The sequence below is a fragment of the Idiomarina sp. 017G genome, from assembly GCF_004362265.1.
GTDB classification, from domain to species: domain Bacteria; phylum Pseudomonadota; class Gammaproteobacteria; order Enterobacterales; family Alteromonadaceae; genus Idiomarina; species Idiomarina loihiensis.
In genome coordinates this window covers 15,821-40,943 of the sequence record NZ_SNWT01000004.1, presented here as the reverse complement: position 1 = coordinate 40,943, position 25,123 = coordinate 15,821, and the positions used below count along the sequence as shown (strand labels likewise).

At 49.4% G+C, this 25,123-nt stretch carries 17 protein-coding genes; 9 read left to right on the top strand and 8 right to left on the bottom strand.

Going from position 1 to position 25,123, the window contains the following annotated elements; translation table 11 throughout:
• The first annotated feature begins 50 nt into the window (after positions 1 to 50).
• A complete protein-coding gene (locus tag DEU30_RS07160) occupies positions 51 to 1,094 on the top strand; it encodes an efflux RND transporter periplasmic adaptor subunit (protein ID WP_114981933.1) in 1,044 nt (347 codons plus the stop codon).
• Positions 1,094 to 4,201, top strand: a complete 3,108-nt coding sequence (locus DEU30_RS07155; RefSeq protein WP_114981934.1) for an efflux RND transporter permease subunit — start codon at positions 1,094 to 1,096, stop codon at positions 4,199 to 4,201. The genes DEU30_RS07160 and DEU30_RS07155 overlap by 1 nt, the downstream gene beginning before the upstream one ends.
• A gap of 33 nt (positions 4,202 to 4,234) precedes the next feature.
• On the opposite strand, the gene DEU30_RS07150 is transcribed toward DEU30_RS07155, so the two are convergent.
• A complete protein-coding gene (locus DEU30_RS07150) occupies positions 4,235 to 4,690 on the bottom strand; it encodes a TerB family tellurite resistance protein (RefSeq protein WP_011233859.1) in 456 nt (151 codons plus the stop codon).
• A gap of 8 nt (positions 4,691 to 4,698) precedes the next feature.
• On the bottom strand, positions 4,699 to 6,066 hold the full coding sequence (locus DEU30_RS07145; protein ID WP_114981935.1) for a GAF domain-containing sensor histidine kinase: 1,368 nt from the start codon (positions 6,064 to 6,066) through the stop codon (positions 4,699 to 4,701).
• Positions 6,067 to 6,216: 150 nt separating this feature from the next.
• On the opposite strand from DEU30_RS07145, the gene DEU30_RS07140 reads away from it, so the two are divergent.
• Positions 6,217 to 9,393 (top strand): amidohydrolase family protein, encoded by a 3,177-nt coding sequence (locus DEU30_RS07140; protein ID WP_114981936.1) that lies wholly within the window; start codon positions 6,217 to 6,219, stop codon positions 9,391 to 9,393.
• Positions 9,394 to 9,409: 16 nt separating this feature from the next.
• On the opposite strand, the gene DEU30_RS07135 is transcribed toward DEU30_RS07140, so the two are convergent.
• On the bottom strand, positions 9,410 to 10,345 hold the full coding sequence (locus tag DEU30_RS07135; RefSeq protein ID WP_011233862.1) for a LysR family transcriptional regulator: 936 nt from the start codon (positions 10,343 to 10,345) through the stop codon (positions 9,410 to 9,412).
• A gap of 146 nt (positions 10,346 to 10,491) precedes the next feature.
• On the opposite strand from DEU30_RS07135, the gene aceK reads away from it, so the two are divergent.
• Positions 10,492 to 12,186, top strand: a complete 1,695-nt coding sequence (gene aceK / locus DEU30_RS07130; RefSeq protein WP_011233863.1) for a bifunctional isocitrate dehydrogenase kinase/phosphatase — start codon at positions 10,492 to 10,494, stop codon at positions 12,184 to 12,186.
• Here aceK and aceA read toward each other — a convergent pair.
• The 4 genes from aceA to argE form a co-directional block, all read right to left on the bottom strand.
• Complete coding sequence (gene aceA, locus DEU30_RS07125; protein WP_011233864.1) at positions 12,170 to 13,507, bottom strand: isocitrate lyase; 1,338 nt, start codon at positions 13,505 to 13,507, stop codon at positions 12,170 to 12,172. The two genes, aceK and aceA, sit on opposite strands and share 17 nt — an antisense overlap.
• A gap of 30 nt (positions 13,508 to 13,537) precedes the next feature.
• Entirely contained in the window at positions 13,538 to 15,121 is a 1,584-nt protein-coding gene (gene aceB, locus DEU30_RS07120; RefSeq protein WP_011233865.1) for a malate synthase A, read from the bottom strand.
• Between the two features lie 245 nt (positions 15,122 to 15,366).
• Positions 15,367 to 16,992 (bottom strand): methyl-accepting chemotaxis protein, encoded by a 1,626-nt coding sequence (locus DEU30_RS07115; protein WP_114981937.1) that lies wholly within the window; start codon positions 16,990 to 16,992, stop codon positions 15,367 to 15,369.
• 89 nt (positions 16,993 to 17,081) lie between these two features.
• Positions 17,082 to 18,242: an acetylornithine deacetylase gene (gene argE, locus DEU30_RS07110; protein ID WP_114981938.1), complete on the bottom strand. Its 1,161-nt coding sequence runs from the start codon at positions 18,240 to 18,242 to the stop codon at positions 17,082 to 17,084.
• A 99-nt stretch (positions 18,243 to 18,341) separates the two neighbouring features.
• On the opposite strand from argE, the gene argC reads away from it, so the two are divergent.
• Genes argC through argH form a run of 5 tightly spaced genes read left to right on the top strand, consistent with a single transcriptional unit; the run spans position 18,342 to position 24,122 of the window.
• Positions 18,342 to 19,367, top strand: coding sequence for an N-acetyl-gamma-glutamyl-phosphate reductase (gene argC, locus DEU30_RS07105; protein ID WP_011233868.1), 1,026 nt, complete (start codon positions 18,342 to 18,344; stop codon positions 19,365 to 19,367).
• Positions 19,364 to 20,095 carry an acetylglutamate kinase gene (gene argB, locus DEU30_RS07100; protein WP_011233869.1) on the top strand — a complete coding sequence of 244 codons (732 nt, stop codon included), beginning with the start codon at positions 19,364 to 19,366 and terminating at the stop codon, positions 20,093 to 20,095. The genes argC and argB overlap by 4 nt, the downstream gene beginning before the upstream one ends.
• A 2-nt stretch (positions 20,096 to 20,097) precedes the next feature.
• A complete protein-coding gene (locus DEU30_RS07095; protein WP_114981939.1) occupies positions 20,098 to 21,048 on the top strand; it encodes an ornithine carbamoyltransferase in 951 nt (316 codons plus the stop codon).
• A complete protein-coding gene (locus DEU30_RS07090; protein WP_114981940.1) occupies positions 21,045 to 22,256 on the top strand; it encodes an argininosuccinate synthase in 1,212 nt (403 codons plus the stop codon). Before DEU30_RS07095 ends, DEU30_RS07090 begins: the two co-directional genes overlap by 4 nt.
• A 3-nt stretch (positions 22,257 to 22,259) precedes the next feature.
• Complete coding sequence (gene argH / locus DEU30_RS07085) at positions 22,260 to 24,122, top strand: argininosuccinate lyase (RefSeq protein WP_114981941.1); 1,863 nt, start codon at positions 22,260 to 22,262, stop codon at positions 24,120 to 24,122.
• On the opposite strand, the gene DEU30_RS07080 is transcribed toward argH, so the two are convergent.
• Positions 24,106 to 24,957, bottom strand: a complete 852-nt coding sequence (locus DEU30_RS07080) for an MBL fold metallo-hydrolase (protein WP_114981942.1) — start codon at positions 24,955 to 24,957, stop codon at positions 24,106 to 24,108. The genes argH and DEU30_RS07080 overlap by 17 nt on opposite strands.
• Positions 24,958 to 25,123: the final 166 nt, after the last annotated feature.

Below are 25,123 nucleotides of genomic sequence, written 5' to 3'. Positions count from 1 at the left end.
AACTGCAGCCTACGTGGCTGCAGTTTTTTTTGGAGCTCCATTTGACCGTTATGAAGTTTTTACTCATTACCTTAGTGTTTTTGTTCTCGCTACAAAGTGAAACGAGCCAGGCACAACAATTTGGATCGCGCGAAGCGCTGGTTTTAGCGCAACAAGTTACTTTTGAGCGTGAGCGTAACCGGGTAGAAGCAGTTGGTACGGCTGAAGCTGTGCGCTCCATTACCATTTATCCTGCTGTTGGCGACAGAGTCGTGGCGGTAAATTTTAAGCCTGGCGACAAAGTTGAGAAAGACGAGTTATTGGTCGAGCTGGATGCCCGTCGTCAGCAAGTGGCTGTAGAACAAGCACAAATTAACTTACGCGATGCAGAGCGTACGGTAGAACGTTTACGAACCAGCCGTGAACAGGGAGCTGTGCCCCAGTCCGAGTTAGACAACGCTATTTTATTAAGAGATTTAGCCCGGGTAGAACTGGATAACGCTAAAATTGAACTGGAAGACCGTTTTATCCGTGCGCCTTTTACCGGGATTATTGGTATTACTGACGTTGAAGTTGGTGACCGCATTGATCAACAAACGGCTATCGCAACCTTAGATGACCGTTCAACCTTATTAATTGATTTTCGTATTCCTGAAGCAGCGGTTTCCCTGTTGCAGGACGGAGCAGAACTTAAAGTAGAGCCCTGGCGCTATTCGGGCACTCCGGTAACCGCCGAAATTATTGAACTGGATTCTCGTATTAACGCCACCACCCGTATGTACAGAGCCCGTGCTGAAATTAATAATGACAGCGACGATTTCCTTCCGGGAACCAGTTTCAGAACGGCTATAGAACTTGCCGGTGAAGAGTTTGCTTCAATACCCGAAGCGGCGTTGTCCTGGGGGGTTAATAATCCTTTCGTCTGGGTTATTGAAGATGACAAAGCGCATCGGATTGATGTGCAAATAGAGCAACGTCTGGCAGGCCGTGTGTTAGTTTCAGGCGATATTCAACGTGATGATATATTGATAGTTGAAGGTGTTCAAAGCTTGCGAGAAGGCCAACCAGTAACCTTTGACAGAGCCACCCTCGATACGCAAGAGGCGGTTGAATAATGTCAGATCAGCAACTGAATAACCAGCAGGATGCGAACGACTTACCTTCGGTCTCCATTCGTCGTCCGGTACTGATTGTTGTTCTCAATGTTCTTATTGCCATAGCCGGTCTGGCCGCGCTCATGGGTGTTGAAGTACGTGAACTGCCGGATGTCGACAGGCCTGTTGTTGGTGTGAGTGCGACACTTCCGGGTGGCGCACCAGAAACGGTGGACGCCGAGGTTACCAGTATTCTGGAAGGCGCGGCGGCTCGTGTTTCTGGCGTGGAATCTATCCAGTCTTCGAGTGAAGAAAATAGCGCGCGTATTTCAATTGAATTCCGTCCCGGAGTTGATTTAGACGTGGTTGCGGCAGAAGTCCGTGAAGCGGTTAACCAAGTGCGTCGCGAGCTCCCCGACGATGTCGAACAAATTAATGTACAGAAAGCAGACAGCGATGCGCGCTCCGTTCTGGATATTGCAGTTAGCAGCTATACTCTGACGCAGGAGGAGCTCACGCGTCGCCTGGAAACCGACTTATCGCCGGCATTTTTGGCTATAAATGGTGTTGCCGATGTGCGCCTGAACGGCGACCGGGAACGCGTACTGCGGGTGGATCTTGACCCCCTTAAGCTTGTGAGCTTTGGTTTATCGGTAACAGATGTAGCCGATGCGTTGCGGCTGGCGCCTTTTGACGTGCCGGCTGGAAGTTTACGTTCGACCGACCAGCGATTAATTATACGAGCTGATGCGACAGCTATTACCGAAGATCAAGTTGAGAACATAATTGTCCGTGACGACACGCGTATTGGTGATGTCGCTCAGGCTTATTTTGCACCGGCTGATGCCGGTAGTTTTGTTCGCCTTGACGGTAAACCCGTTGTCGGTTTGGGGGTAATACGTCAGGCGGGCTCTAATACCATCGAAATTTCTGATCAGGCGTTAGCGGTACTCGAACGCCTGCGTGAGCGCTTTCCTGATATGGAAATGCGCATCACCAACGATGATGCGCAGTTTATTCGTACCTCGGTAGCTGAAGTGGTGACCACTCTTGCCATTACTATTGTTCTGGTTGTGGCTACTCTATGGGTCTTCATTGGTTCATTCCGCGCGACTATTATTCCTGCGTTCTCTATTCCGGTTGCGCTGTTCGGCGCTATTGCTGCTATTTGGCTGATGGGCTTTTCCATTAACATTCTGACCTTGCTGGCATTGGTATTGGCAACCGGTCTGATAGTGGATGATGCCATTGTTGTTACTGAGAATATTCAACGCCGCCGCAGCATGGGGCTTGGCAGCCGTGCAGCAGCGGTATTAGCGACACGCGAGGTGTTTTTTGCGGTAGTGGCAACGACGGCGGTGTTGGTTGCGGTTTTCGTTCCTATTGCGTTTTTACCTTCAACAGCCGGGCGTTTATTCCGCGAGTTTGGCGGTGTGCTTGCGGCGGCAGTGGTCATTTCTTCTTTTGTTGCCTTGTCTCTGGTTCCGGCCTTTACCGCTCGTTTGCCTAAATCGGCCGGGCAGAATAACCGATTTGCGGGAATCGGCAACGCCTTTAAGCGGTTCTATAAACGAACGTTGCACAAAGCCCTCGATTTTAGCTGGGTTGTGGTGGTTTTGTCTTTGTTATCTGCTGGTGGCGGCGCGCTGCTTTACAATGAAATTGACAGCGAACTTATGCCCAATGAAGACCGCGGAGCGGTTCGGGTATTTTCGCGCGGACCTGACGGTGTGGGTCTGAAGTTTATGGATCGCCAGGCACGAAAACTGGAAGAAATTTTGCTGGAGTATAAAGAAAGTGGTGACATAGAGTCGATTTACACTGTTGTTGGTCAGTGGGACCCGAACCTAGTTTTTATTACAGCAAACCTCAAACCCTGGGAAGAACGAGATATTAGCCAACAGGAAATTATTAATAATATCCGGGAGCCGTTAAGTCAGGTTCCGGGTGCACCGGGACAGGCCTTTGGTGACAATAGCCTGAACTTGCGAGGTCAGGGGGGCGGCCTGGAAATGGCTATTACCGGCGAAAATTATGACGAGATCTTTAAGGTTGCTCGTGAATTTACCGCCATTATTAAAGAACGTATGCCTGATTTGGGTAACATTAATGTCTCCTATCAACCGACGCAGCCGCAGTTGAGGGTTAAAATTGACCGTCGTCGAGCCGCGGAGCTGGGGGTATCATTAAATGATATATCCGCAACTTTACGTGCTGCCATTAACGGCGATGACGTAGCCGACTTAAACGTGGGAGACCAGCAAATTCCGGTTATGCTGCGCACCCGTAATAATTTAATTCAGTCGCCACAGGACATGCAGAACCTCTATGTATCGTCCAGCAGCGGTGATTTGGTTCCTATTTCCAGTGTTTCCGAAATTATTGAAGAAGGCGTGTCAGCAGAGCTTGAGCGTCAAGCACAGCGGCGGGCGATAGAAGTAGATGTGCAATTGCCTGATGACATGCCTATGTCAGACGTTGTTGACCAGTTGCGGACTATAGCCGGAGAAGTTTTGCCTGATAGTATGGGGCTGGTCTTTTTAGGGGAAGCCGCAACATTTGAAGACACCTCGCAGGAAATTGCTATGACTTATATTCTGGCGTTCCTGATTGTCTTGCTGGTACTCGCCGCTCAGTTTGAGTCATTAAACAGTGCAGTGGTCGTTATGCTGACCGTGCCTTTCGGCATTGCCGCAGCTATTTACGCCTTATTCCTGACCGGCACTTCACTGAACATTTATTCTCAAATTGGATTAGTGATGCTGATAGGTCTGCTGGCGAAAAACTCTGTATTGTTGGTAGAGTTTGCTGACCAGTTGCGGGACCGTGGATTAGCGGTTAGGGAGGCGATAGAAGAGGCGTCATTGATACGTTTACGGCCTATTATGATGACACTGGTATCCACGGTTTTGGGTGGCTTACCGCTTATTCTGTCTTCTGGTGCGGGCGCTGAAGCACGTAACTCAATTGGTTGGGTTGTATTTGGTGGTTTAGGGCTGGCAACTCTGTTTACGCTTTACCTGACCCCAGTACTCTATTTGTGGTTAGCGCGTTTCACTAAGCCGCGTGCCGATGAAGCCGCTCGTCTGGAAAGTGAAATGGAAGCGGCGAGAGAAAGCGGCCATTAAAATGGCCGCTGACCGAGCTTTTAATCGTCGACCTTAGGAATCCATGACTTTTAATTTGGTTCGAATATAGTCAGCGTGACTAATGTAGAGTAAGTCTGCCAGCTTGCGCAACATGCTTTCCTCATAAGGGTCAAGCTCGCCATCAGCGTAGGCAACTACCCATAAACTTTCCAATAGCTCAACGCGCTTTTCGTAAGCGAGAGCTTTTAGCTGAGCGGTAAACTCGTACAGCGAAGCGGCTTCTTTTACTGTTTTTACGGCTTTTCTAATAGCGTTTTCTGCTTGCTCATCCGTAATGTCATATTCGTGCTCAAGCTCATGTAAGAGGTGCTGGCGTTCCTCGTCCGACAACGTACCGTCGGCAAGACTTATTTCAGTCATTAATACCAGTGAAAGGAATGCATCGTCTGTCATACCTTCTGCCTTATTCAGGCTGGCCTGTTCAGCGGCAGTATTGTTTTGAAAAAAGTTTTGCAGAGCTTTAAGCATACAACATCCTATTTAGGTAAATTAGGTAAGAAAAAAGAAAATTCAGTGCCTTCGCCAGGCGTTGATTGGACAGATATCTGACCTTTGAGTTTCCGTGTTACTAAATTATAAACAATGGATAAGCCCAGTCCGGAGCCGCCAGTCTGGCGAGATGTGGTGAAAAAGGGTTCAAAAATATCTTTTATGGTTTCGCTGTCCATACCTTTGCCGTTGTCACGAAAAGAAAAACGTACACCGCTATCTTCTTCTGTGGCTATAATTTCAATTTGATGATTTTCGTCGGGTTCGGCAAAGGCGTGGTCGTTGGTGTTACTGACCAGATTAGTCACAATTTGTGCTAGTGCGCCCTGGTAGGTTTTCAAGACAATATCTTCATTGCAGTGAATAGTAATGGTGACTTTTTTCTTTTTCACCATAGGGTTGAGGCTTAAGACTAATGCGTGTAAATAGTCGTTGAGCTGGCATTTCACCAGCTCAAAACTGGACTGATCGACCGCCGTTTTCTTAAAGTTCTGAATCAGTGTTGCGGCGCGTTCAAGGTTGCTGCTTAGTAGCTGGTAAGCTTCAAACGTATTGTCGATAAAGGTCTGCAGATGTTTTCGTGAAATGGAACCATCAGTAAAACTCTGATTCAGTTTTTTCAGGCGATGTTCGCAATGAGTTACGGCGGTTACTGAAACGCCCAGCGGGGTATTCACCTCGTGAGCAACACCGGCAACTAATTTGCCCAGCGCTGCCATTTTTTCTGTTTCAATTAACCTTTCCTGAGCCTGCTTAAAGTTATCCAGTGCTTTGGTCAGAGATTGAGTACGTTCTTCTACCATGCTTTCCAGCTGTTCATTTTGTTGAATGAGCAGGGCCTCAAACCGTTCTCGTTCAGCGGCACTAACCGCGCGACCGTAAATATCGGCCAGCATACCAACAAAAGCGACTTCGGCGGATGTCCAGATGCGGTTTTCCCTTCGACTTTCGCAGCACATAACGCCTATCATCTCGCCTTTATGGCGTAAGGGAACGTCAAGTAAGCCGTAAACGCCGGTTTCCTCCAGGTAGCCGTTAGTTAGCTCTATAGTTGCAGGATGACAGCGGGCATCGTTGGCAATAATGGTGCGTTCGGATTCTAACGCCTGAAAGTAAGAAGGTAACTGGTTTTTGTAAAGTACCGGGACTTCAGCGTTTGGCGATTTCTCGTCAATGAGTTTAGCCGCTCTCATGGCTTGTTTGTCCGATTGCAGTAACCAGATACTAACCCTGGTAATATCCAACCCTTTCAGAGCAGAGGCTAATATAAGCTCGGACGCTTTCTCTAAGTCGCCACCGTCAATATCTGGCGATTTAGATACGTCGAGGAGGATGTTCTCTAAGGCATCGTTCATATTCAATCCGGTTACCTGAATATTTTCTCACTATAACTTACTGACCTCTAAAGTCCATTAATCGACCTTTCCTCACCATTTAACGTTAGCTACTGGACATTTGGATCTTAACTCCTTACAAAGGTAAGACATTTTTAATGAGGCTATACCATGAAAAGAACAACATTAACCTTAGCGGTTGCATCGCTTTTAAGCTTTGCGCCGGTGAGCATGGCACAGGAGCAAACCCAGGGCTGGGATGTGAGCGACCCCCAAGGGGAGTTTAAAACCATTGATATATCGGTCAACTCCGGCACCTGGATGAATGTGGATGTCAGCCCGGACGGTGAATACATTGTGTTTGATTTATTGGGGGACATTTACCGTATGCCGTTTGGCGGCGGTGAAGCTGAAAAACTGATAGGCGGTATTGCGTGGCATATGCAGCCGGTTTATTCACCAAATGGCCGCTACATTGCCTTTACCTCCGACCAGGGCGGTGGCGATAACATCTGGGTGATGGATGCCGATGGCAACAACGTGCGCGCCGTCACCGAAGAAACTTTCCGGTTACTGAACAGCCCGGCCTGGAGTCCGGACAGCGAGTTTTTGGTTGCTCGTAAACACTTCACTGCCAGCCGTTCATTAGGCGCGGGGGAAGTGTGGATGTACCACCGCAGCGGCGGCTCGGGTGTGCAACTGACCGAACGCCCCAATGACCAGAAGGATTTAGGCGAGCCGGCGTTTTCGCCGGACGGCAAATACATCTATTTTTCCCAGGATGACACGCCGGGCAAAACCTTTCACTACAGTAAAGATTCGCTGGAAGGTATTTACGACATAAAACGTTTTGAGCGTGAAACTGGTGAGATTGAAACGCTGATAAGCGGTGCCGGTGGGGCTATTCGCCCAACACCGTCACCCGACGGACGTTACCTGGCTTACATTAAGCGTGAAGATTTTGACAGCGTGCTGTACGTGCTGGATCTGAAAACCGGTGAACACAAGCGGGTTTACGGGAAAATGGAACGCGACATGCAGGAAACCTGGGCCATTCATGGGGTTTACCCCACTATGGACTGGACACCAGATTCGAAGCAATTAGTGTTCTGGGCCGGTGGTCATATTCAGAAGCTGAACATTGATGACGGCAGCGCCCGTATTATTCCGTTTAAAGTTGAAACCGAGAAGAAAGTACAGCATGCGTTGCGCTTTAAACAAAACGTTGAAGCTGACCAGTTTGACGTGAAAATGTTGCGTATGGCGCAAGTATCTCCTCAGGGTGATGCGGTGATTTACGAAGCTTTGGGCAGCTTGTATCAACGTTCGTTGCCAGATGGTGAGCCGCAGCGTTTAACCAATAGCGAAGATTTTGAACTCTATCCGCAGTATTCACGTGACGGCGAAAAAGTCGTATTCGTTCGCTGGAATGACGAAGCGCAGGCAAAGGTTATTGTTCGCGATATCAGTTCTGGTGATGAGCAAGTGCTGAATACCGGACAGGGCAACTTTGTTGAACCCACATTCTCTCCGGACGGCAAGCATGTGGTTTACCGCAAGGTGCGTGGAGGCTATTTAATTTCCGATAAGTTTGGTCTGGAAAACGGTATTTATCGCGTAGCGGTGTCTGCCAATGCAGAACCGGAGCAAATTGCTGAAAGTGGGCATTTACCGCAATACGGCGCGCGTAACGACCGGGTTTATTTGATGACTCCGGGCGATAAACCAACCTTAAGTGCTATTGATTTACGCACGCTGGAGCAGCGCGACTTGTATCAGTCGGAACTAGCAACTGAGTTCCGTGTGTCTCCGGACGGCAAGCAATTGGCTTTTGCTGAACGTTTTAAAGTATTTGTGACGCCTTTAGTCGAGCGTGGCAGTGTTATTAATGTTGGTCCGGGTGATAAACAAATGCCGGTGCATCAGTTGTCCGTTCGCGCTGGTGAAAACTTATCCTGGACGGCAAACAGTGACCAGCTTTACTGGACATTAGGGCCGGAGCTTTACCATACATCGGTGGCTGAAGCTTTTAATGCCGGAACCGAAAGTGAAACCCTGAAAGTAGAAAATGGCCAGAACATTGGTTTTGAACATGACGCTATGGTACCGGATACGACGGTTGCTTTTGTAGGTGGTCAGGTTATTACCATGAACGGCGACACGGTTTATAAGCAGGGTACTGTGGTGGTTCGCAATAATAAAATTGTAGCGGTTGGTCCCGAAGCTGAGGTTGATTTGCCTTCCGGTGCTGAAGTTATTGATACCAGCGGCAAGACTGTTATGCCGGGTTTATTTGATGCACATGCGCACGGTAGTCAGGGGCAGGCGGAAATTATCCCGCAGCAGAACTGGGGACAGTACGCGAACCTGGCGTTCGGTGTGACCTCAATTCACGATCCGTCTAACGACACAACCGAGTTTTTTGCCGCTTCAGAGCTGCAGAAAGCGGGAAGAATTGCCGCGCCAAGACTGTTTTCAACCGGTACCATTTTATACGGTGCTAATGGCCCGGGTTACACCTCGCATGTGGATAGCCTGGAAGACGCGAAGTTTCATTTAGAGCGTCTGAAGAAAGTGGGCGCGTTTTCTGTCAAGAGTTACAACCAGCCACGCCGTAACCAGCGTCAACAAGTGGTTGAAGCCGGACGCGAACTGGAAATGATGGTGGTGCCGGAAGGAGGCTCTTTGTTGCAGCACAACTTAACCATGATCATGGATGGGCACACCACGGTTGAGCACTCATTACCGGTAGCCAATATCTATGATGATATTCGTCAGTTATGGCAGCAAAGTGACGTAGCTTATACACCAACCCTGGGTGTGGCTTATGGCGGTATTTGGGGTGAGAACTACTGGTATGCGGAAACCGATGTATGGAAGCATCCCAAGCTGACTCAATATGTGCCCATGGAATTTTTAGTGGGCAAGGCGATGCGCCGTGAAAAGGCGCCGCATAACCACTACAATCACTTTAATAATGCCGAAGTGGCAACTGAATTGCAGGACCTGGGGGTTGAGGTACTTGCCGGAGCCCATGGTCAGCGTGAAGGTTTAGCGCAGCACTGGGAAATATGGATGATGGCGCAGGGCGGCATGGAACCACTGGAAGCCTTACGCACGGCGACCATCGACCCTGCCCGGGTTTTCGGTATGGACCACGCGTTAGGCTCACTGCAAGAAGGTAAACTGGCGGATATTATCGTTATTGATGGCAACCCGCTGGAGAACATCCGTGATACCGATAAAGTGACTCACACCATGGTTAATGGCGTACTCTATGACGCGACCACCATGGATCGCTTGTTGCCGGAGCCACTCAAACGTAAGGACTTTTTCTGGGAAGAATAAGCCCTTATTAAGGAAGCTAGGAAGCTGCCGCTGTTTCGGCGACGACTTGTCGGAACCAGCGGTGGCCTGCATCGTGCTGCAGTAGCGGTGACCAGATCATGGTCAGAGTTAAACCCGGTATCTCAAACGGCGGAGCTTTCATAACTAACTGACTGTCTTGTGAATACAGTTCCGCTGCTCGGGTTGGCAAGGTAGCAACCAGCCCCTGACGTGCCAGATACATAGCCACATGATAATTACGGGTAAACACTTTAATTTTCCGGCGTTTGCCCAGTTTATCTAAAGCGTCATCTACCCAGCCGAGTTTTTGTACGTCGTGCGGGTCCATCCCTACGCCCACTCCAAAACCGGTTTTACTCACCCACACATGCTGAGCTTTTAAGTAGTTGTCTAAGGTGTAGTCCTGCAACAACGGATGATCTTTGCGGATTAGGCAGGAAAACTCGTCGCTCCATAAATTCTTTTGATGAAACGACTGTGGTAACTGTTCAAAGCGGTTAATGGCTAAATCCACCTTGCCGTTCTCAACGTCGTGAAAGCTGATATCGCTGGGAGTCATAATATCCAGTGATACGTGAGGTGCCTGCTCATCGAGTTTTTCCAGCAGCTTTGGCATGAGTGTCGAGGCGGCATAGTCGGACGCCATAATACGAAAGACCTGGTCACTGGTGGGCGCATCAAACTCACGCACCGGCTGAATCATCTCCTCAACCGAATATAATACGCCGCGCAGGGCTTCCTGCATGTCTAACGCGCGTTGAGTTGGTACCATACCTTCGCTGGTGCGAACTAAAATAGGGTCATTCAGCAGGTTGCGTAGACGCTTTAGACCGTTACTCATGGCCGGCTGGGTAATATTAAGCTGAGCTGCGGCACGGGTTACGTTCTTCTCCCGCAGCAGCACATCTAAGTAAACCAGCAGGTTCAGATCAATGTCTTTGATGGTGTTCATAACTATCCAGAATAAGTGGAATATAAAAAATCTATCGGGATTATAAATAGGGTGAATGTATAACGCCAGTCTTGTTTCTGTCATTATTGATGATTAACTTGATTCAAGTAGAGAGTCGTTGTGACCGGTTTAGCGGATGAAAGACCATGACAATTAGCCCCGAGACCCTGGCAAAAAGTATTCTGGATGGCTTCCATAGTCATTACCGGCGTTTTCAGGTGCTGACTCAGGGCGCGCGTGAACGTTTCTTAAAGCGCGACTGGACCGCGGTTGTGTCGGCAGCTTCAGAGCGTATTCATTATTACGACCATCAGGTGGGTACAACGGCTAAGAAAGTCGAGCGCCGCGTCGGTACAGAACTGGATGAAGGCCTCTGGCTAGCTACCCGGCAGCGTTACCAACAACTGCTGAAGTTTCACCCTCAGGCGGAGCTTGCCGAAACCTTTTACAACTCGGTGTTTTGTCGGGTGTTCGACCGGGCCTACTTTAATAACGACTATATTTTTGTGGAAACCGTGCTGGCGAACCACATTCCGGTGCCGGTAGAGAACGAATGCCACTCTTATTTCCCGGTGGTTGACGGGCTGGAGGGAACACTGACCCGGGTGTTTGAGGATATTGGCTTAGGTGGTGAGTTTGAAAACTTTGAAAATGATATTGAACAGCTGCGCGATAAGTTCTTTGAACGCGCAACAGAAACCGATATTGAAGCCCACAACCTGCGCATAGATGTTTTGAAGTCGCCGTTTTATCGCAACAAAGCCGCGTATATTGTCGGGCGAGTGGTGACTGAAAATAACCATTACCCTTTTATTGTACCGGTGCTGATTAATTCGCAGGGCAAGCTTTATGTGGATGCTTTTATTACCCGGTCGGACCGCATGGCGACCATTTTTGGCTTTGCCCGTTCGTATTTTATGGTCGAAACAGAGGCGCCTTCTGCCTTGGTGCGGTTTTTAAAGGATTTAATGCCGCACAAAACTCTGGCAGAGCTTTACTCTTCAGTGGGGTTTCATAAACAGGGAAAAACTGAGTTCTACCGGGAGTTTTTGCATCATTTGCGCCGTACAGACGACCAGCTGTCTGCTGCCCCCGGTGTTAAAGGCATGGTTATGACGGTGTTTACGCTGCCGTCCTTTCCTTATGTGTTTAAAGTCATTAAAGACCGGTTGGGCGGTACTAAGGAGTTTGGTCGGCAGACGGTTATCGACCGTTACCGCATGGTTAAGCGGCACGACCGGGTTGGGCGTATGGCCGATACGTTAGAGTTTGTCGACGTGGCACTGCCGCTGAAACGTATCTCTGCCGACTTACTGGACGAATTTAAGCAAACCATTGCCAACTCTATTTCGATAGAGGGTGATACTTTGGTTATTCACCAGTTGTTTGTTGAGCGCCGAATGACGCCACTGAATTTGTACTTAGAATACGCCAATGACGAAGAAGTGGATGCGGCGATGGACGACTACGGCCGGGCGTTAAAAGAAATGATGGCGGCGAATATTTTCCCCGGCGACATGCTGCTGAAAAACTTTGGTGTCACCCGGCATAAAAGGGTGGTGTTCTACGATTACGACGAAGTGCGCTACTTAACGGATATGAGTTTCAGACGTTTGCCGGAAAACGACTGGGAGGTTTCCTACGCACCGGACGATGTATTTCCGCAGCAGTTGGCGCAATTTGCGGTGCCACAAGCAAAATATCGCAACAAGCTATTGAAGCGTCACCCAGAGTTAATTGATTCGGCTTACTGGTGCCGCGTACAAAAAAACATCCGCAAGGGTGAGCTTACGGATGTCTTTCCTTATGATGCCGACTTGCGCTTTACGCGGAGGTTTTAAACTGGTCTTCCTCGGTCGAGCCTTTCAGTGCAGTGACTGAGGATAGCCCGCCCTGAATGACGTTGGTCAGCTCGTCGAAGTAGCCTGTGCCGACTTCCTGCTGGTGCGCGACAAAGGTGTATCCTTTGTCTGCCGCTTCAAACTCTTGTTGCTGAAGTTTAACGTAGGCTGACATGTCGTTGCGGGCATAGTCATGTGCCAGTTCAAACATGTGGTACCACATGTTGTGCACACCGGCCAAGGTAATAAACTGGAATTTGTAGCCCATTGCGGCAAGCTCGCGCTGGAACTTAGCAATGGTGTCGTCGTCCAGGTTGCGTTTCCAGTTAAACGACGGTGAACAGTTATAGGCCAGCAGTTTGCCGGGGTATTTGGCATGAACGGCTTCAGCAAACTGACGCGCTTCGTCTAAGTCTGGTTTGGCGGTTTCACACCAGATAAGATCCGCAAACGGAGCATATGCTAAGCCGCGTGAAATGGCTTGTTCAATGCCCGGCTTCACGCGATAGAAACCTTCGGCAGTGCGTTCACCAGTAATGAACGGCTTGTCGTTCGGGTCAAAGTCAGAAGTTAGTAGATCGGCGGCGTTAGCGTCAGTACGGGCGACAATCAGTGTCGGTGTACCGGCAACATCGGCAGCTAAACGTGCGGCTGAAAGTTTCTGCACCGCTTCTTGTGTGGGTACCAGTACTTTACCGCCCATGTGTCCGCATTTTTTCACTGAAGCCAGTTGATCCTCAAAATGCACTCCGGCAGCACCGGACTGGATCATGCGCTTCATCAGCTCGTAGGCATTGAGAACGCCACCAAAACCGGCTTCCGCGTCGGCAACAATAGGTGCGAAGTAGTCTACGTAATTGTCGTCTTCCGGCGTAACGCCTTTTGACCACTGTATCTGATCAGCACGGGCGAATGAGTTGTTAATGCGCTCGACAACCGTAGGTACTGAGTCGACCGGATATAACGACTGATCCGGGTACATGCTGCAGGCCGAGTTGTTATCGGCCGCCACCTGCCAGCCGGAAAGGTAAATGGCCTGCAGACCCGCTTTAACTTGCTGCACCGCCTGACCACCGGTTAAAGCACCCAATGCGTTGACATAGTCTTTGCCGAATTTTTCCTGTGCTTTGCCGTGAATCAGCTGCCATAGCTTATCGGCACCGTTGCGGGCGTAGGTGTATTCTGGCTGCACGCTACCACGCAGGCGCACAACGTCTTCGGCACTGTAGGGGCGCTCAACACCTTTCCAGCGTGGGTCGGTGTCCCATTGCTTTTGCAATTCTTTAACCTGTTGTGCGAATGAAAGATTCTGGGTTGTCATAAATAATTCCTTGTTGTTCTTTAATTGTAATTACTTGAGTTGTTGGTAGCCGGGCAGGGTCAGAAAGTCGACCAGCTCGTCGGCTGTGGTAATTTCTTCTAAAAGCTTTAATGCCTGTTCAAAAGGTTCGTCGTTCCAGCGTTGTTTACCCACTTCGTTTTTCACTACCTCAGCTTCTTCCTGCAGATACTGCCGGAACAGCTCTTTGGTGACCGGGGTGTTGTCGGACAGGGTTTTGCCGTGGCGGATCCACTGCCAGATTGAGGTACGTGAAATTTCAGCGGTGGCGGCGTCTTCCATCAAGCCGTAGATAGGCACGCAGCCTTTGCCGTTCAGCCAGGAGGAAATGTATTGCAGCGATACCCGAATGTTGGTGCGCATACCGGCTTCAGTACGCTCGCCCTCACAGGGTTGCAGCAGTAAGGTCTGATCAATCGAGGTGTCGTTTTCACGCAGTACGTGAAGCTGGTTGTCGCCTTCAATACCGTCGACAAAAATTGCGCGTACGGTGTCAGCTAAGCCCGGGTGGGCAATCCAGGTGCCGTCGTGGCCATTGTCGCGCTCCATGGTTTTGTCGGCGTGAACTTTAGCGAGGATCTTCTCATTCTTGGCTGGATCTTTGCTGGGAATAAAGGCTGCCATGCCGCCCATAGCTAAAGCCCCGCGCTGGTGACAGGTTTTCACTAACAAGCGCGAATAGGCGTTAAGAAAGGGCTTGTCCATACTAACCACCTGACGGTCGGGCAGAACCCGTTCAGGATGTTCTTTCAGGGTTTTTATGTAACTGAAAATGTAATCCCAGCGGCCGCAGTTAAGTGCAGCAATGTGGTCTTTCATGGCGTGTAGTATTTCATGCATCTGAAACACTGCCGGCAGGGTTTCTATGAGTATGGTGGCGCGAATGGTGCTGGTTTTTAAGCTGAATTTTTTCTCGGTAAAGTGAAAAACATCGGCCCACCATTTGGCTTCGTCGCTGTGCTCCAGCTTGGGCAGGTAGTAATACACACCTGAACCTTGTTGTAGTCGCTGCTGGTAATTCAGTAAAAAGTACAAAGCAAAGTCCATTAGCGCGCCGGGAATAGCTTGGCCATTACGCTGCACGTGCTTTTCCGGTAAGTGCAGGCCGCGAACTCGTGCAATTAGGAGTGCAGGATCAGGGCCAACTTCGTAGTGCTTGCCACTGTCTGGGTCGGTATAGGTCATGCCGCCAATGTTGGCGTCACGCAGGTTAATTTGACCGTTAACCATGCCCTCCCAGGTAGGAGATTGTGAATCCTCAAAGTCGGCCATGTAACAATCGACATTGGCATTCAGAGCGTTGATGACCATTTTGCGATCCACCGGTCCGGTAATTTCTAAGCGGCGTTTTTTCAAATCTGCTGGCAGTTCGGCAATGCGCCAGTTTCCTTCACGGATGTTTTGAGTTGCAGAGTCAAAATCAGGTAACTGACCCTGGTCAAATTGAGCCTGACGTTGCTGACGCTTCTTTAACAGCGACTCTAACCGTGGTTGAAAGGTATCGACTAACTCAGCGAGAAAAGACTGATTCTCGTCGTTGAACAGCGCTTTTGCATCGTCATCAAGGGGTTGACTGAAGTTAAATAGATTGTTCATTTTTGAATCCGTTGTTACTAGTTTGTTAACACGGATTAAGAGTAGATGCTGGTCGCACCATTAGTCTAATTTATGCTGTTAATTGGCAGTATTCAGGAGGGTTATTATGATGGCCTGACGTTTACGTCAGAAACGGCATTGGACCTGACATAAATGTCAGGCTATGTGCACCCTGTAGCCTGATGTTCACATCAGGTGAGATGCCCCACCTGGCATAAATATCAGGCTACATAAGTGTCAGGCATTTAAATTCTAAAACGCTTAACCAATTCATTAAGATCAACGGCCAGGCGCGAGAGTTCGCGGCTCGAGGCATTGGTTTGCTCTGCACCGGAGGCTGTTGAATTAGACAGGTCACGAATGCTGACCAGGTTTTTGTCCACATCGCGCGACACGTTTGCCTGTTCTTCTGCGGCACTGGCTATGGATGTGTTGTGATTGTTTATTTCACTGACAGCAGCGGTAATCAGCTGCAATGCTTCACCGGCTTCACGTGCTACGTCCAGAGTCTTAGTAGCACGCTCTAAGCTCTTATCCATGGTGGCGACAGATCGGTCGCTGGACTCATTAATAGCTTTAACCATGTCTTCAATTTCAACGGTAGACTGCTGTGTCTTGTGAGCTAACGAGCGAACTTCATCCGCAACAACGGCAAACCCGCGACCTGATTCACCAGCACGAGCCGCTTCTATTGCTGCGTTTAGTGCCAGCAGGTTCGTTTGTTCGGCAATACCGCTAATAACTTCAAGCACTTTAGTAATGCTCTTAACTTTTTCCGCAAGCTCGGTCACGTTACCTGAAGAATCTCCAATTTCCTGAGACAACTCTTCAATAGCACGGACCGTTTTACGTACGCGGTCATTACCTTGTTGCGCTTGTTGATTTGCTTCGTCGGAAGCTTCAGAAGCGTTTTGAGCATCCTGAGCAACGGTTTCAACGGCGGTGGTCAGCTCGTTTACGGCCGTTGCTGCCTGTTCTAATTCTTCCGACTGCTGCTGAATAGTCCGGGTAGACTCTTCAGTCACTGAGCTTAGTTCTTCAGAGGTTGACGCTAATTGCTCCGACGATTCCGATATGGTGGTAATAGAATTGCGCAGTTCTGTTTGCGTTCGTTCTAATTGACGAAGTAGCTGTGCAGGCTCATCCTTGCCGACAATTTCAATACGTTGCGTTAAGTCGCGCTTAGCAATGCTTTCGGCAAAATCAACGGCTGCTCCGATAGGTTTGACAATGCTGCGGGTCAGTACAACGGCGAACAGAACTAATAACGCAATGACAACGACTAGTACTACTATAACGGCAAGAATCGAGTTTTCGGCGACATTGTGAGCGTTGTCCGCTGCCTGATTAATTAGAGATCTTTCAGCGCCATACATTTTATCCAGTTGCTGTGTGATTTTATCCGTTAACGGAAGTATGCTGTTTTCACGAATAGATGCGATAGCGTCTACCAGACCTGCGTCGACAAGCTTGTTAAACTGTTCATTGAGCTTCCAGTATTCTTTGTCAAGTTCTTCATATTCGCTTAAGAGCTTTTGAGCCTGAGGGTCTTGAACCATGCTCTTGTATTGGCGCTGACTTTCCTTCAATTGAGTTATTGCGTCTGATAACTTCTGTTTGTATGTAGCAAGACGCTGTGGATCGTTTACGTAACTTGATACATTGGCAGAATGAATTCGCACCAGAAGAAACTCTTGGTTCAGCTCGCTAATTTCTTCAAGCACAGGTAACTGCTTTTCGCTAACGGTGGTTATTCCGTTATCAATAATTTCAATACGGTTTAACGCGAAAATACCCAAAATGAGAGTGAGTAACCCTATCAGTCCAAACGCGATACTGGCGCGAATACCTATGGAAATTTGACGTAGCATGATTTATTTCCTCGTTATGCAGTTGCTGATAACTAAGTGTAGCAAATTTGTATACATTTAAAATTTGAACGCTCATTTGCTATCGGCAGCTAACCCGAGAAACAATAACTTTTTAGTAAACTTTTTAGTTTTTCCTGAGTTGGTTTTATGCTTTCAGTTAACAGATATTCGTCGGGCTGATGTGCCTGGCGTATCGATCCAGGCCCCATAACCAGTGTTTCACAGCCGAGTTCCTGAAGAAAGGGCGCTTCAGTGCAGTAGTTAACCGCATGCGCCTGAGTTTTCGAAATTTTCTCGGCTAATTGTACCAATGCGGAGTCGGTACTTTGCTGAAAAGCCGGTATGGGGTGGTGCAGTGAAATGAGCTCAATTGACCCCGGATAGCGAGCCTGAATATTTTCCGTTGCCTGGTGCAGGTGAACGTAAAGCTCATCGACAGACAAGCCCGGCAGCGGCCGAATGTCCAGATGCAGCTCGCAACAACCACAAATACGGTTGGCGTTGTCGCCGCCATGAATGTGACCAAAGTTCATGGTGGGGTGTGGCACAGAAAAGCTTGAATCTGAATATTTATGCTTGAACTCTTCTTTTAATTTCATAAGTGCTGAAATGACTTCGTGCATCAGTTCTATGGCGTTAATACCCAATGCCGGATCTGAGCTGTGGCCGGAGCGTCCAGTAATGCGAATAACTTCGCTCATGTGGCCTTTGTGCGCGTATACCGGGCGCATATCTGTGGGTTCGCCTATTACGCAGTAGTCGGGTTTGAGGTTAACAAAACGACTAACCTCACGGGCACCGTCCATAGTGGTTTCTTCGTCAGCGGTGGCCAGTATCATCACGGGCTTGGTTTGCTGAGCCGCGTCCAGCTCGCTCAGAGCCTGAATAACAAAAGCAAAAAAACCTTTCATATCAATGCTGCCAAGGCCGTACCAGCGGTTGTCCTGTTCAGTGAGTTTAAAAGGGTCGAAGTTCCAGCGGCTGGCGTCGTAAGGCACTGTGTCAGTATGTCCGGACAGCAGTAAGCCTCCACTTCCTGCTCCCCGGCGAGCCAGTAAATTGAACTTTCCCGGCTGACTTTGCAGTTCATTGATTTCGCACTCAAACCCTAATATCTCCAGCCATTCAGCCAGTAAATTCACAACTTTCTGATTGCTGTGATCCCACTTCGGGTCGATAGAGCTGATGGAAGGCTGTGCAATGAGTTGCTGATACATTGAGAAGAATGATGGTAAGGCTGGGGTGCTCATGATAGTAATCCTTAATATAATTATTCACTATTATTGCATAAGTATATTTATTCGGTTATTCTGCATTTTTACTCAGAAACAGCAACAGGTTTTTGTCGCATGCAGTATACAGCAGCGCAGTCTCAGTCAGTCGCAATAATCGGAGCCAGCGGTTACGTCGGCGTCGAACTAACCCGCTTGGTGCAACAACATCCGGCGCTTAGTCTTTTGGGTTGTTATGTTTCTGAGCATAGCAGTGATGCAGGCTCGTTGTTGAGTGATTTACACCCACAATATGCACATTTAGTGAAACTCTCGTTGCAGGGCTTATCCAGCCAAAAAAAAGAGCTCATTAAAAGCTCGGCTGACACAGTGTTCCTCTGCACGGATCATGGCGTGAGTGTGGAGCTTGCGCCCGAGTTTCTGGCTGCTGGCTTGAAAGTCATAGACCTGTCCGGTGGCTTTCGGTTAAACGCAACTGAAGATTATCCCTCATTTTACGGCTTTGAGCATCAGCAGGACTCGTGGCTACAACAAGCGGTTTATGGGTTGGCGGAATGGTACCCGCAAGAAATAGCTGCCGCACAGTTAGTTGCTGTGCCCGGTTGTTACCCTACAGCGGCGTTAATGGCATTGCTTCCGGTAAAACAGGCAGGCTTACTCAGCTGCAACAAAATTATTATTAATGCGGTATCCGGTGTGACCGGTGCCGGGCGGAAGGCCGCGCTGACGAGTCATGGTGCGGAACTTTCTTTGCAAGCGTATGGGCTGTTTGAGCATCGGCATACTCCGGAAATTGCTCAACAGTTACAGCATGAGGTGTTGTTCACTCCGCATTTAGCGCAGTTTCCGCGCGGCATTCTGGCGACTGTATATGCCGAGCTTAACGATGATGTTAGCGACGCCGATTTAGATAAAGCCTATCAATGTTATGCAGATCAGCCTTTGGTTCGTTTTGAAAAACAAGCACGACCAGCCATTAAGAATGTGGTGCAGCAACCCTTTGTGGATATTGGCTGGCACCGGCAGGGCAACCAGCTTATTGCTTTTTCGGCCATTGATAACTTGCTAAAAGGTGCTGCCAGCCAGGCCATTCAGTGTGTGAACCTGCAGCTTGGCTTAGCACTTGAAGAGGGGCTGTTATGAGAGTGATAAAGCTGGGCGGCAGCCTGCTTGAACAGCCCGATGAGATGAGAGCTCTGTTCGCGTCCCTGTCAGACACTGAAAACAATACCGTTATTGTGCACGGCGGCGGCGCTCTGGCTCAGCAATGGCTGTCCACCGCTGGCCTAAAGAGTGAAAAGCATGAAGGGCTGCGTGTCAGCCCTGAGCAACATATGCCTTACATAGTGGGTGCTTTGGCGGGGTGTGCGAATAAACAGCTGATGTCCTGGGCGATTGCTGCAGGAGCATGGCCTATTGGTTTAACGCTGCATGAGGCGGGTATTTCTTGTCGGCGGCAATCTGCCGAGCTTGGGCAGGTAGGTACTTGCGAGCTGTTTGAGTCCGGGTTAATTACTAATTTGCTCAAATGCGGTTACCTGCCATTAATAAGCTCTATTGGCTTCGGTAAACAGGGCGAATGGTTCAATGTTAACGCCGATGACGCCGCGGTTGCGGTTGCCGCAAACTTAGACGCCGATTTACTGTTTCTAACCGATGTCGATGGCGTGCTCGACAGCGAAGGCCGCTTGATAGAGCAGCTGGACAGCAGGAGTATTGACGAACTGACAAAAAGCGGTGTGATTAGATATGGCATGCTGGTTAAAGTTCGCAGCGCACTTAACGCAGCAAAACGCTTACGACGATGTGTGCGAATAGGCAGTTGGAATTTGATAAGTAAAACCCATTCAGGCACACAGATTAGTGAGTAAGTATGATGAAACATTGTCTATCCGGGCTGGAGTTAACTCCGGCTAACACATTGCAATTATTGGCGTTAGCGCAAGAGCAAAAAGCACACCCCGAAAAATACCGCCAGACTCTGGCAGGCCGTAGCGTTGTGACTCTGTTTGAAAAGCCGAGTCTGCGTACGCGTTTGTCTTTTGATATTGGCCTGCAAAAACTGGGCGGTCATGCGGTTTATTTGAATGAGCAAGGAAAGGGCATAGGCGTGCGCGAAAGTGTTGCTGATTATGCCCGCAATTTATCCTGCTGGGCCGATGCCATTGTTGCACGGGTTATGTCGCACCATACATTACAAGAACTGGCTCAGCACGCCTCAGTGCCGGTAGTTAACAGCTTGTGTGACCGGTTTCACCCCTGTCAGGCGTTGGCCGATTTTTTAACCCTGCAGGAGCACTACGGCAAGGTGAAAGGTCTGAAGCTGGTGTATCTGGGCGACGGTAATAATGTTTCGCATTCTTTGATGTTGACTGCGGCCGCACTGGGCACAGATTGCACCATTATTTGCCCTCGGGGATATGAACCTGATGCAGAACTTGTCAAAAAAGCGAAAAAACAAGCTGAAGAAAGTGGTGCTGACATTGTGGTTACCCACGATATTGCCGCTGTGGCAGGTGCTGATGCGCTCTATACCGACACTTGGGTGTCGATGGGCGATGATAAACCGCTGAGTGAAGTGCGCGACACCTTCCAGCCCTACCAAATCAATTCGCAGCTGGTCGAGCACAGCGGCGCCACTTCGGTGTTGCACTGTCAGCCAGCGCATCGGGGCTACGAAATTACCTCCGATGTAATGGACGGCCCGCTGTCGCGCTGTTTTCAGCAGGCTGAGAACCGCCTGTATGCGCAAAATGCCTTATTAACTTTATTATTAAACCCCACGGCAGCCGCACTGCCAGAATTTATGGAGAAAGCCTCATGAGCAATGTAAAAAAAGTGGTACTGGCCTATTCTGGTGGCCTGGATACCTCGGCGATTGTGCCCTGGTTAAAAGAAAACTATGGCTGTGAAGTGGTGGCCTTTGTGGCTGACGTTGGGCAGGGAGCAGAAGAGCTGGAAGGCGTTGAGGAAAAGGCCAAAGCTTCAGGTGCTTCTGAATGCCATGTGGTGGACTTAAAGGACGAATTCGTTAAAAACTATGTGTACCCGACCCTGAAAACCGGCGCAATTTATGAAGGCACTTACTTATTGGGCACCGCTATGGCGCGGCCGATAATTGCCAAAGCTCAGGTTGAAGTGGCGCGTAAAGTCGGTGCTGACGCACTGTCTCACGGTTGTACTGGTAAAGGTAACGATCAGGTGCGGTTTGAGTCTTGTTATGCGGCCTTAGCACCAGACTTACAAGTGATTGCGCCCTGGCGGGAATGGGAGTTAAGCAGCCGCGAGTCTTTGCTAGGTTATCTGGCGGAACGTAATATTCCCTGTTCAGCTTCAGCGACCAAAATCTACAGCCGCGACGCTAACGCCTGGCATATTTCGCACGAAGGTGGCGAACTTGAAGACCCCTGGTGCGAGCCTACCGAGAAGGTCTGGACTATGACGGCATCGCCGGAGCAGGCACCGGACAAACCCGAATACCTTTCTGTTACGGTGGAAAACGGCGAAATTGTGGCGGTGAATAACCAGGCGCTGTCGCCTTTTGAAAGCTTGAGTGTTTTAAATGACGTTGCTGCTAAGCACGGTGTTGGCCGCGTGGATATTGTGGAGAACCGTCTGGTGGGAATGAAAAGCCGCGGTTGTTATGAAACCCCGGGCGGTACCGTGATGATGGCAGCGTTGCAGGCTATTGATGAACTGGTGCTGGACAAAGTCAGTCGTAGCTGGAAAACTCAGTTGAGCGAGCAGTTTGCGCAATTATTGTACGATGGTCGCTGGTTTACCCCTTTGCAGCAATCGGTTATGTCTGCGGCACAGTCGTTATGCGCAACAGCCAGTGGAGAGGTGGTTCTGAAGCTTTATAAAGGCTCGGTAACCGCGGTACAGAAACGTTCGCCGCACAGCTTGTACAGCGAGGATTTTGCTACCTTTGGTGCCGATGAGGTTTACAACCAGGCACATGCCGAAGGCTTTATCCGGTTGTTCTCTCTTCCGAGCCGGATTGCGGCGCTGCAAAAACAACAAAAGGGATAGGTTATGGCGTTATGGGGCGGACGTTTTGCGGCAGGACCCGATGCCGCGTTTCAGCAGTTTAATGACTCGTTACCCTTTGACTATGTGCTGGCGGAGCAGGATATTACCGGCTCTAAAGCCTGGGCCAACGCCCTGCAAAAAGTTGGGGTGCTCAGTGCTGAAGAGTGCGAACAGTTACAACAGGCACTGGAGGAACTATTAGGTGAAGTGCGTTCTGACCCTGCGGCTGTTGCTGTCGGCGGTGATGAAGACATTCACTCGTTTGTTGAGGCGGCACTGATAGCCAAGGTTGGAGACTTAGCCAAAAAACTGCATACCGGGCGTAGCCGTAACGATCAGGTCGCGACCGACTTGCGGTTATGGTGTCGTCAGCAGTCAGAAGTTTTGCAACAGGCGTTGCAGCAAACCCAGCAGGCATTGCTGGGTTTAGCTGAGCGCGAACAGGGCACGGTTATACCCGGCTATACCCACTTGCAACGAGCCCAGCCGGTATTGCTGGCGCATTGGTGTTTAGCTTATGTAGAAATGCTGCAGCGCGACAGCGAACGTTTAGAGGATGCCGTAACGCGCCTGAATAAAAGTCCGCTGGGTTGCGGGGCTTTGGCGGGAACGGCGTATCCGGTGGACCGTGAAGCCATTGCCAGTGAGCTGGGCTTTAGCCAGGCGACGCGCAACAGTCTAGATTCCGTTTCCGACCGTGACTTTGTGGTGGAACTTTTGAGCACGGCATCGTTATCTATGCTGCATTTGTCGCGTCTGGCGGAAGATCTCATCTTCTATAATTCCGGCGAGGCTGGCTTTATTGAGCTGGCAGACAACGTGACCTCGGGTTCTTCGTTAATGCCGCAAAAGAAAAACCCCGATGCGCTGGAACTGGTACGTGGCAAAAGCGGCCGCGTGGTGGGCTCGCTAACTGGGTTGATGATGACCTTAAAGTCTCTGCCGCTGGCTTACAACAAAGACATGCAGGAAGACAAAGAAGGTTTATTTGACGCCTTTACCACCTGGCAGGCCTCGCTGGCTATGATGACTTCCAGTCTGCATGGGTTAACCGTGAACCATGATGTTTGCCGTAAAGCAGCGCAGGGCGGTTATGCGAATGCTACCGAGCTTGCGGACTATCTGGTGTCCAAAGGCGTTCCTTTCCGTCAGGCACACCATAATGTGGGCGAGTTAGTGCAGCAGGCTATTCAGGCTCAAAAACCGCTGGAAGATATGCCGCTGGAGGCGTTTCAGGCGGTTGTTCCGGTTATTGAGCAGGATGTTTATGAGTGGCTGACGCTGGATGCCTTACTGGAAAAGCGCTGTGCTCTGGGCGGTACCTCACCGCAGCGCGTAAACGAAGCATTAAAGAGCGCTCAACAGCAGCAGAAAATTCGCATTAGGGATGCTAACCTCGGTGACATTGGAGCAATTCTGGATTTAGTTCAGCACTGGGCCGGAGCAGGGGAAAACTTACCGCGCGCCAAGGACGACATCGTACATTCAATTAATGAGTTTGCGGTGACCGAAGTGGACGGCAAGGTGATGGGTTGTGCGTCGCTTTACATCTATACCACTGGCCTTGCCGAAATCCGCTCGCTGGGTGTCCATCCGCATACGGAAGTTCGCGGGCAGGGTCGCATGCTGGTGTCTTATTTATTGAAAAAGGCGCGGTTACTGCAATTGAACCGGGTCATTGTGCTGACCCGGGTACCGGACTTTTTTGAGCAGCAAGGTTTTAGTCATTGTTCTAAAGACAGCTTGCCGGAAAAAGTCATGAAGGACTGCGAATTATGCCCAAGGCTGGCCAACTGCGATGAGCTGGCCATGGACTTTCACCTTCAACCACCGGACGAACGGCTAATCTTTAGTACAGCGTTGTGATCCAGCGTTCTTCGTTAATAAAGGACCAGCTCCAGCCGTCCCATTTATCGCTAAGCCCCTTGGTTTTTGCTTCATCAAGGGTCATTCCCTGTTGTTTCATGGTATCAACTTCGGCTTTGGTCTCTTTAAGCATGGTTAGAAAGCCTTGGTAATCTTGTTTGTTAGCTAACGGACCGTGGCCCGGAATGATCACCGTGTCGTCATTAATGCGACTTAATAACTCTTCAACGTTGGCAATGTAGCCGTCAACGTCACCGCCGCTCTTCAGGTCAATAAAAGGGAAGCGTTCATTAAAGAATAAGTCGCCCGGGTGCAGCACATTAGCGTCTTCAAACCATACGGCGCTGTCACCATCGGTGTGGCCTGCAGGCAAATAAAACACACTAACGGTGTCATTGTTTAAGTGGAAGGTAAGGGTTGAATCAAAGGTAATGGCTGGAAGGCCGGCTGCGTTGAAATCGCTATCCTGACTCAAGCGTTCTCGCACATGGTCATGAGCATAAATAGTTGAGTTCTGATTATTGGCAAACCAACTATTAGAACCTACATGGTCGCCGTGGAAGTGAGTGTTCAGAATATAACGAACCTCTTCACCACTCAGCTCCTTAATTTTGGCGGCAATTTTTTCTGCTACCTGAGTGTATTGATCATCAACCAGGAATACGCCGTCATCGCCGGATGACATCAGCATGTTGCCGCCAGCGCCTGTGAGCATATAAATATTATCGGCGACTTCGTTGTGCTCGACGATAACCTCTTCGGATTGATAGGCCGCTGCTGGTAAAGCAAGTACAGACAGAGTCGTCAGTACACAACTGAGTAATAATTTACGCATGGGGTTTCCTTTTTGGTTTTTCATTATTGATATAGGTTACTTATTCAACAAGCGCAAAGATCAACAGCATGACCTCAAGTGACTTAAATGTGAATATATTGTTACATTCTTATGTTGTCACAATATTGTCATGCAAGCGTTTTACTCTTCACCCCGACTTAAATCA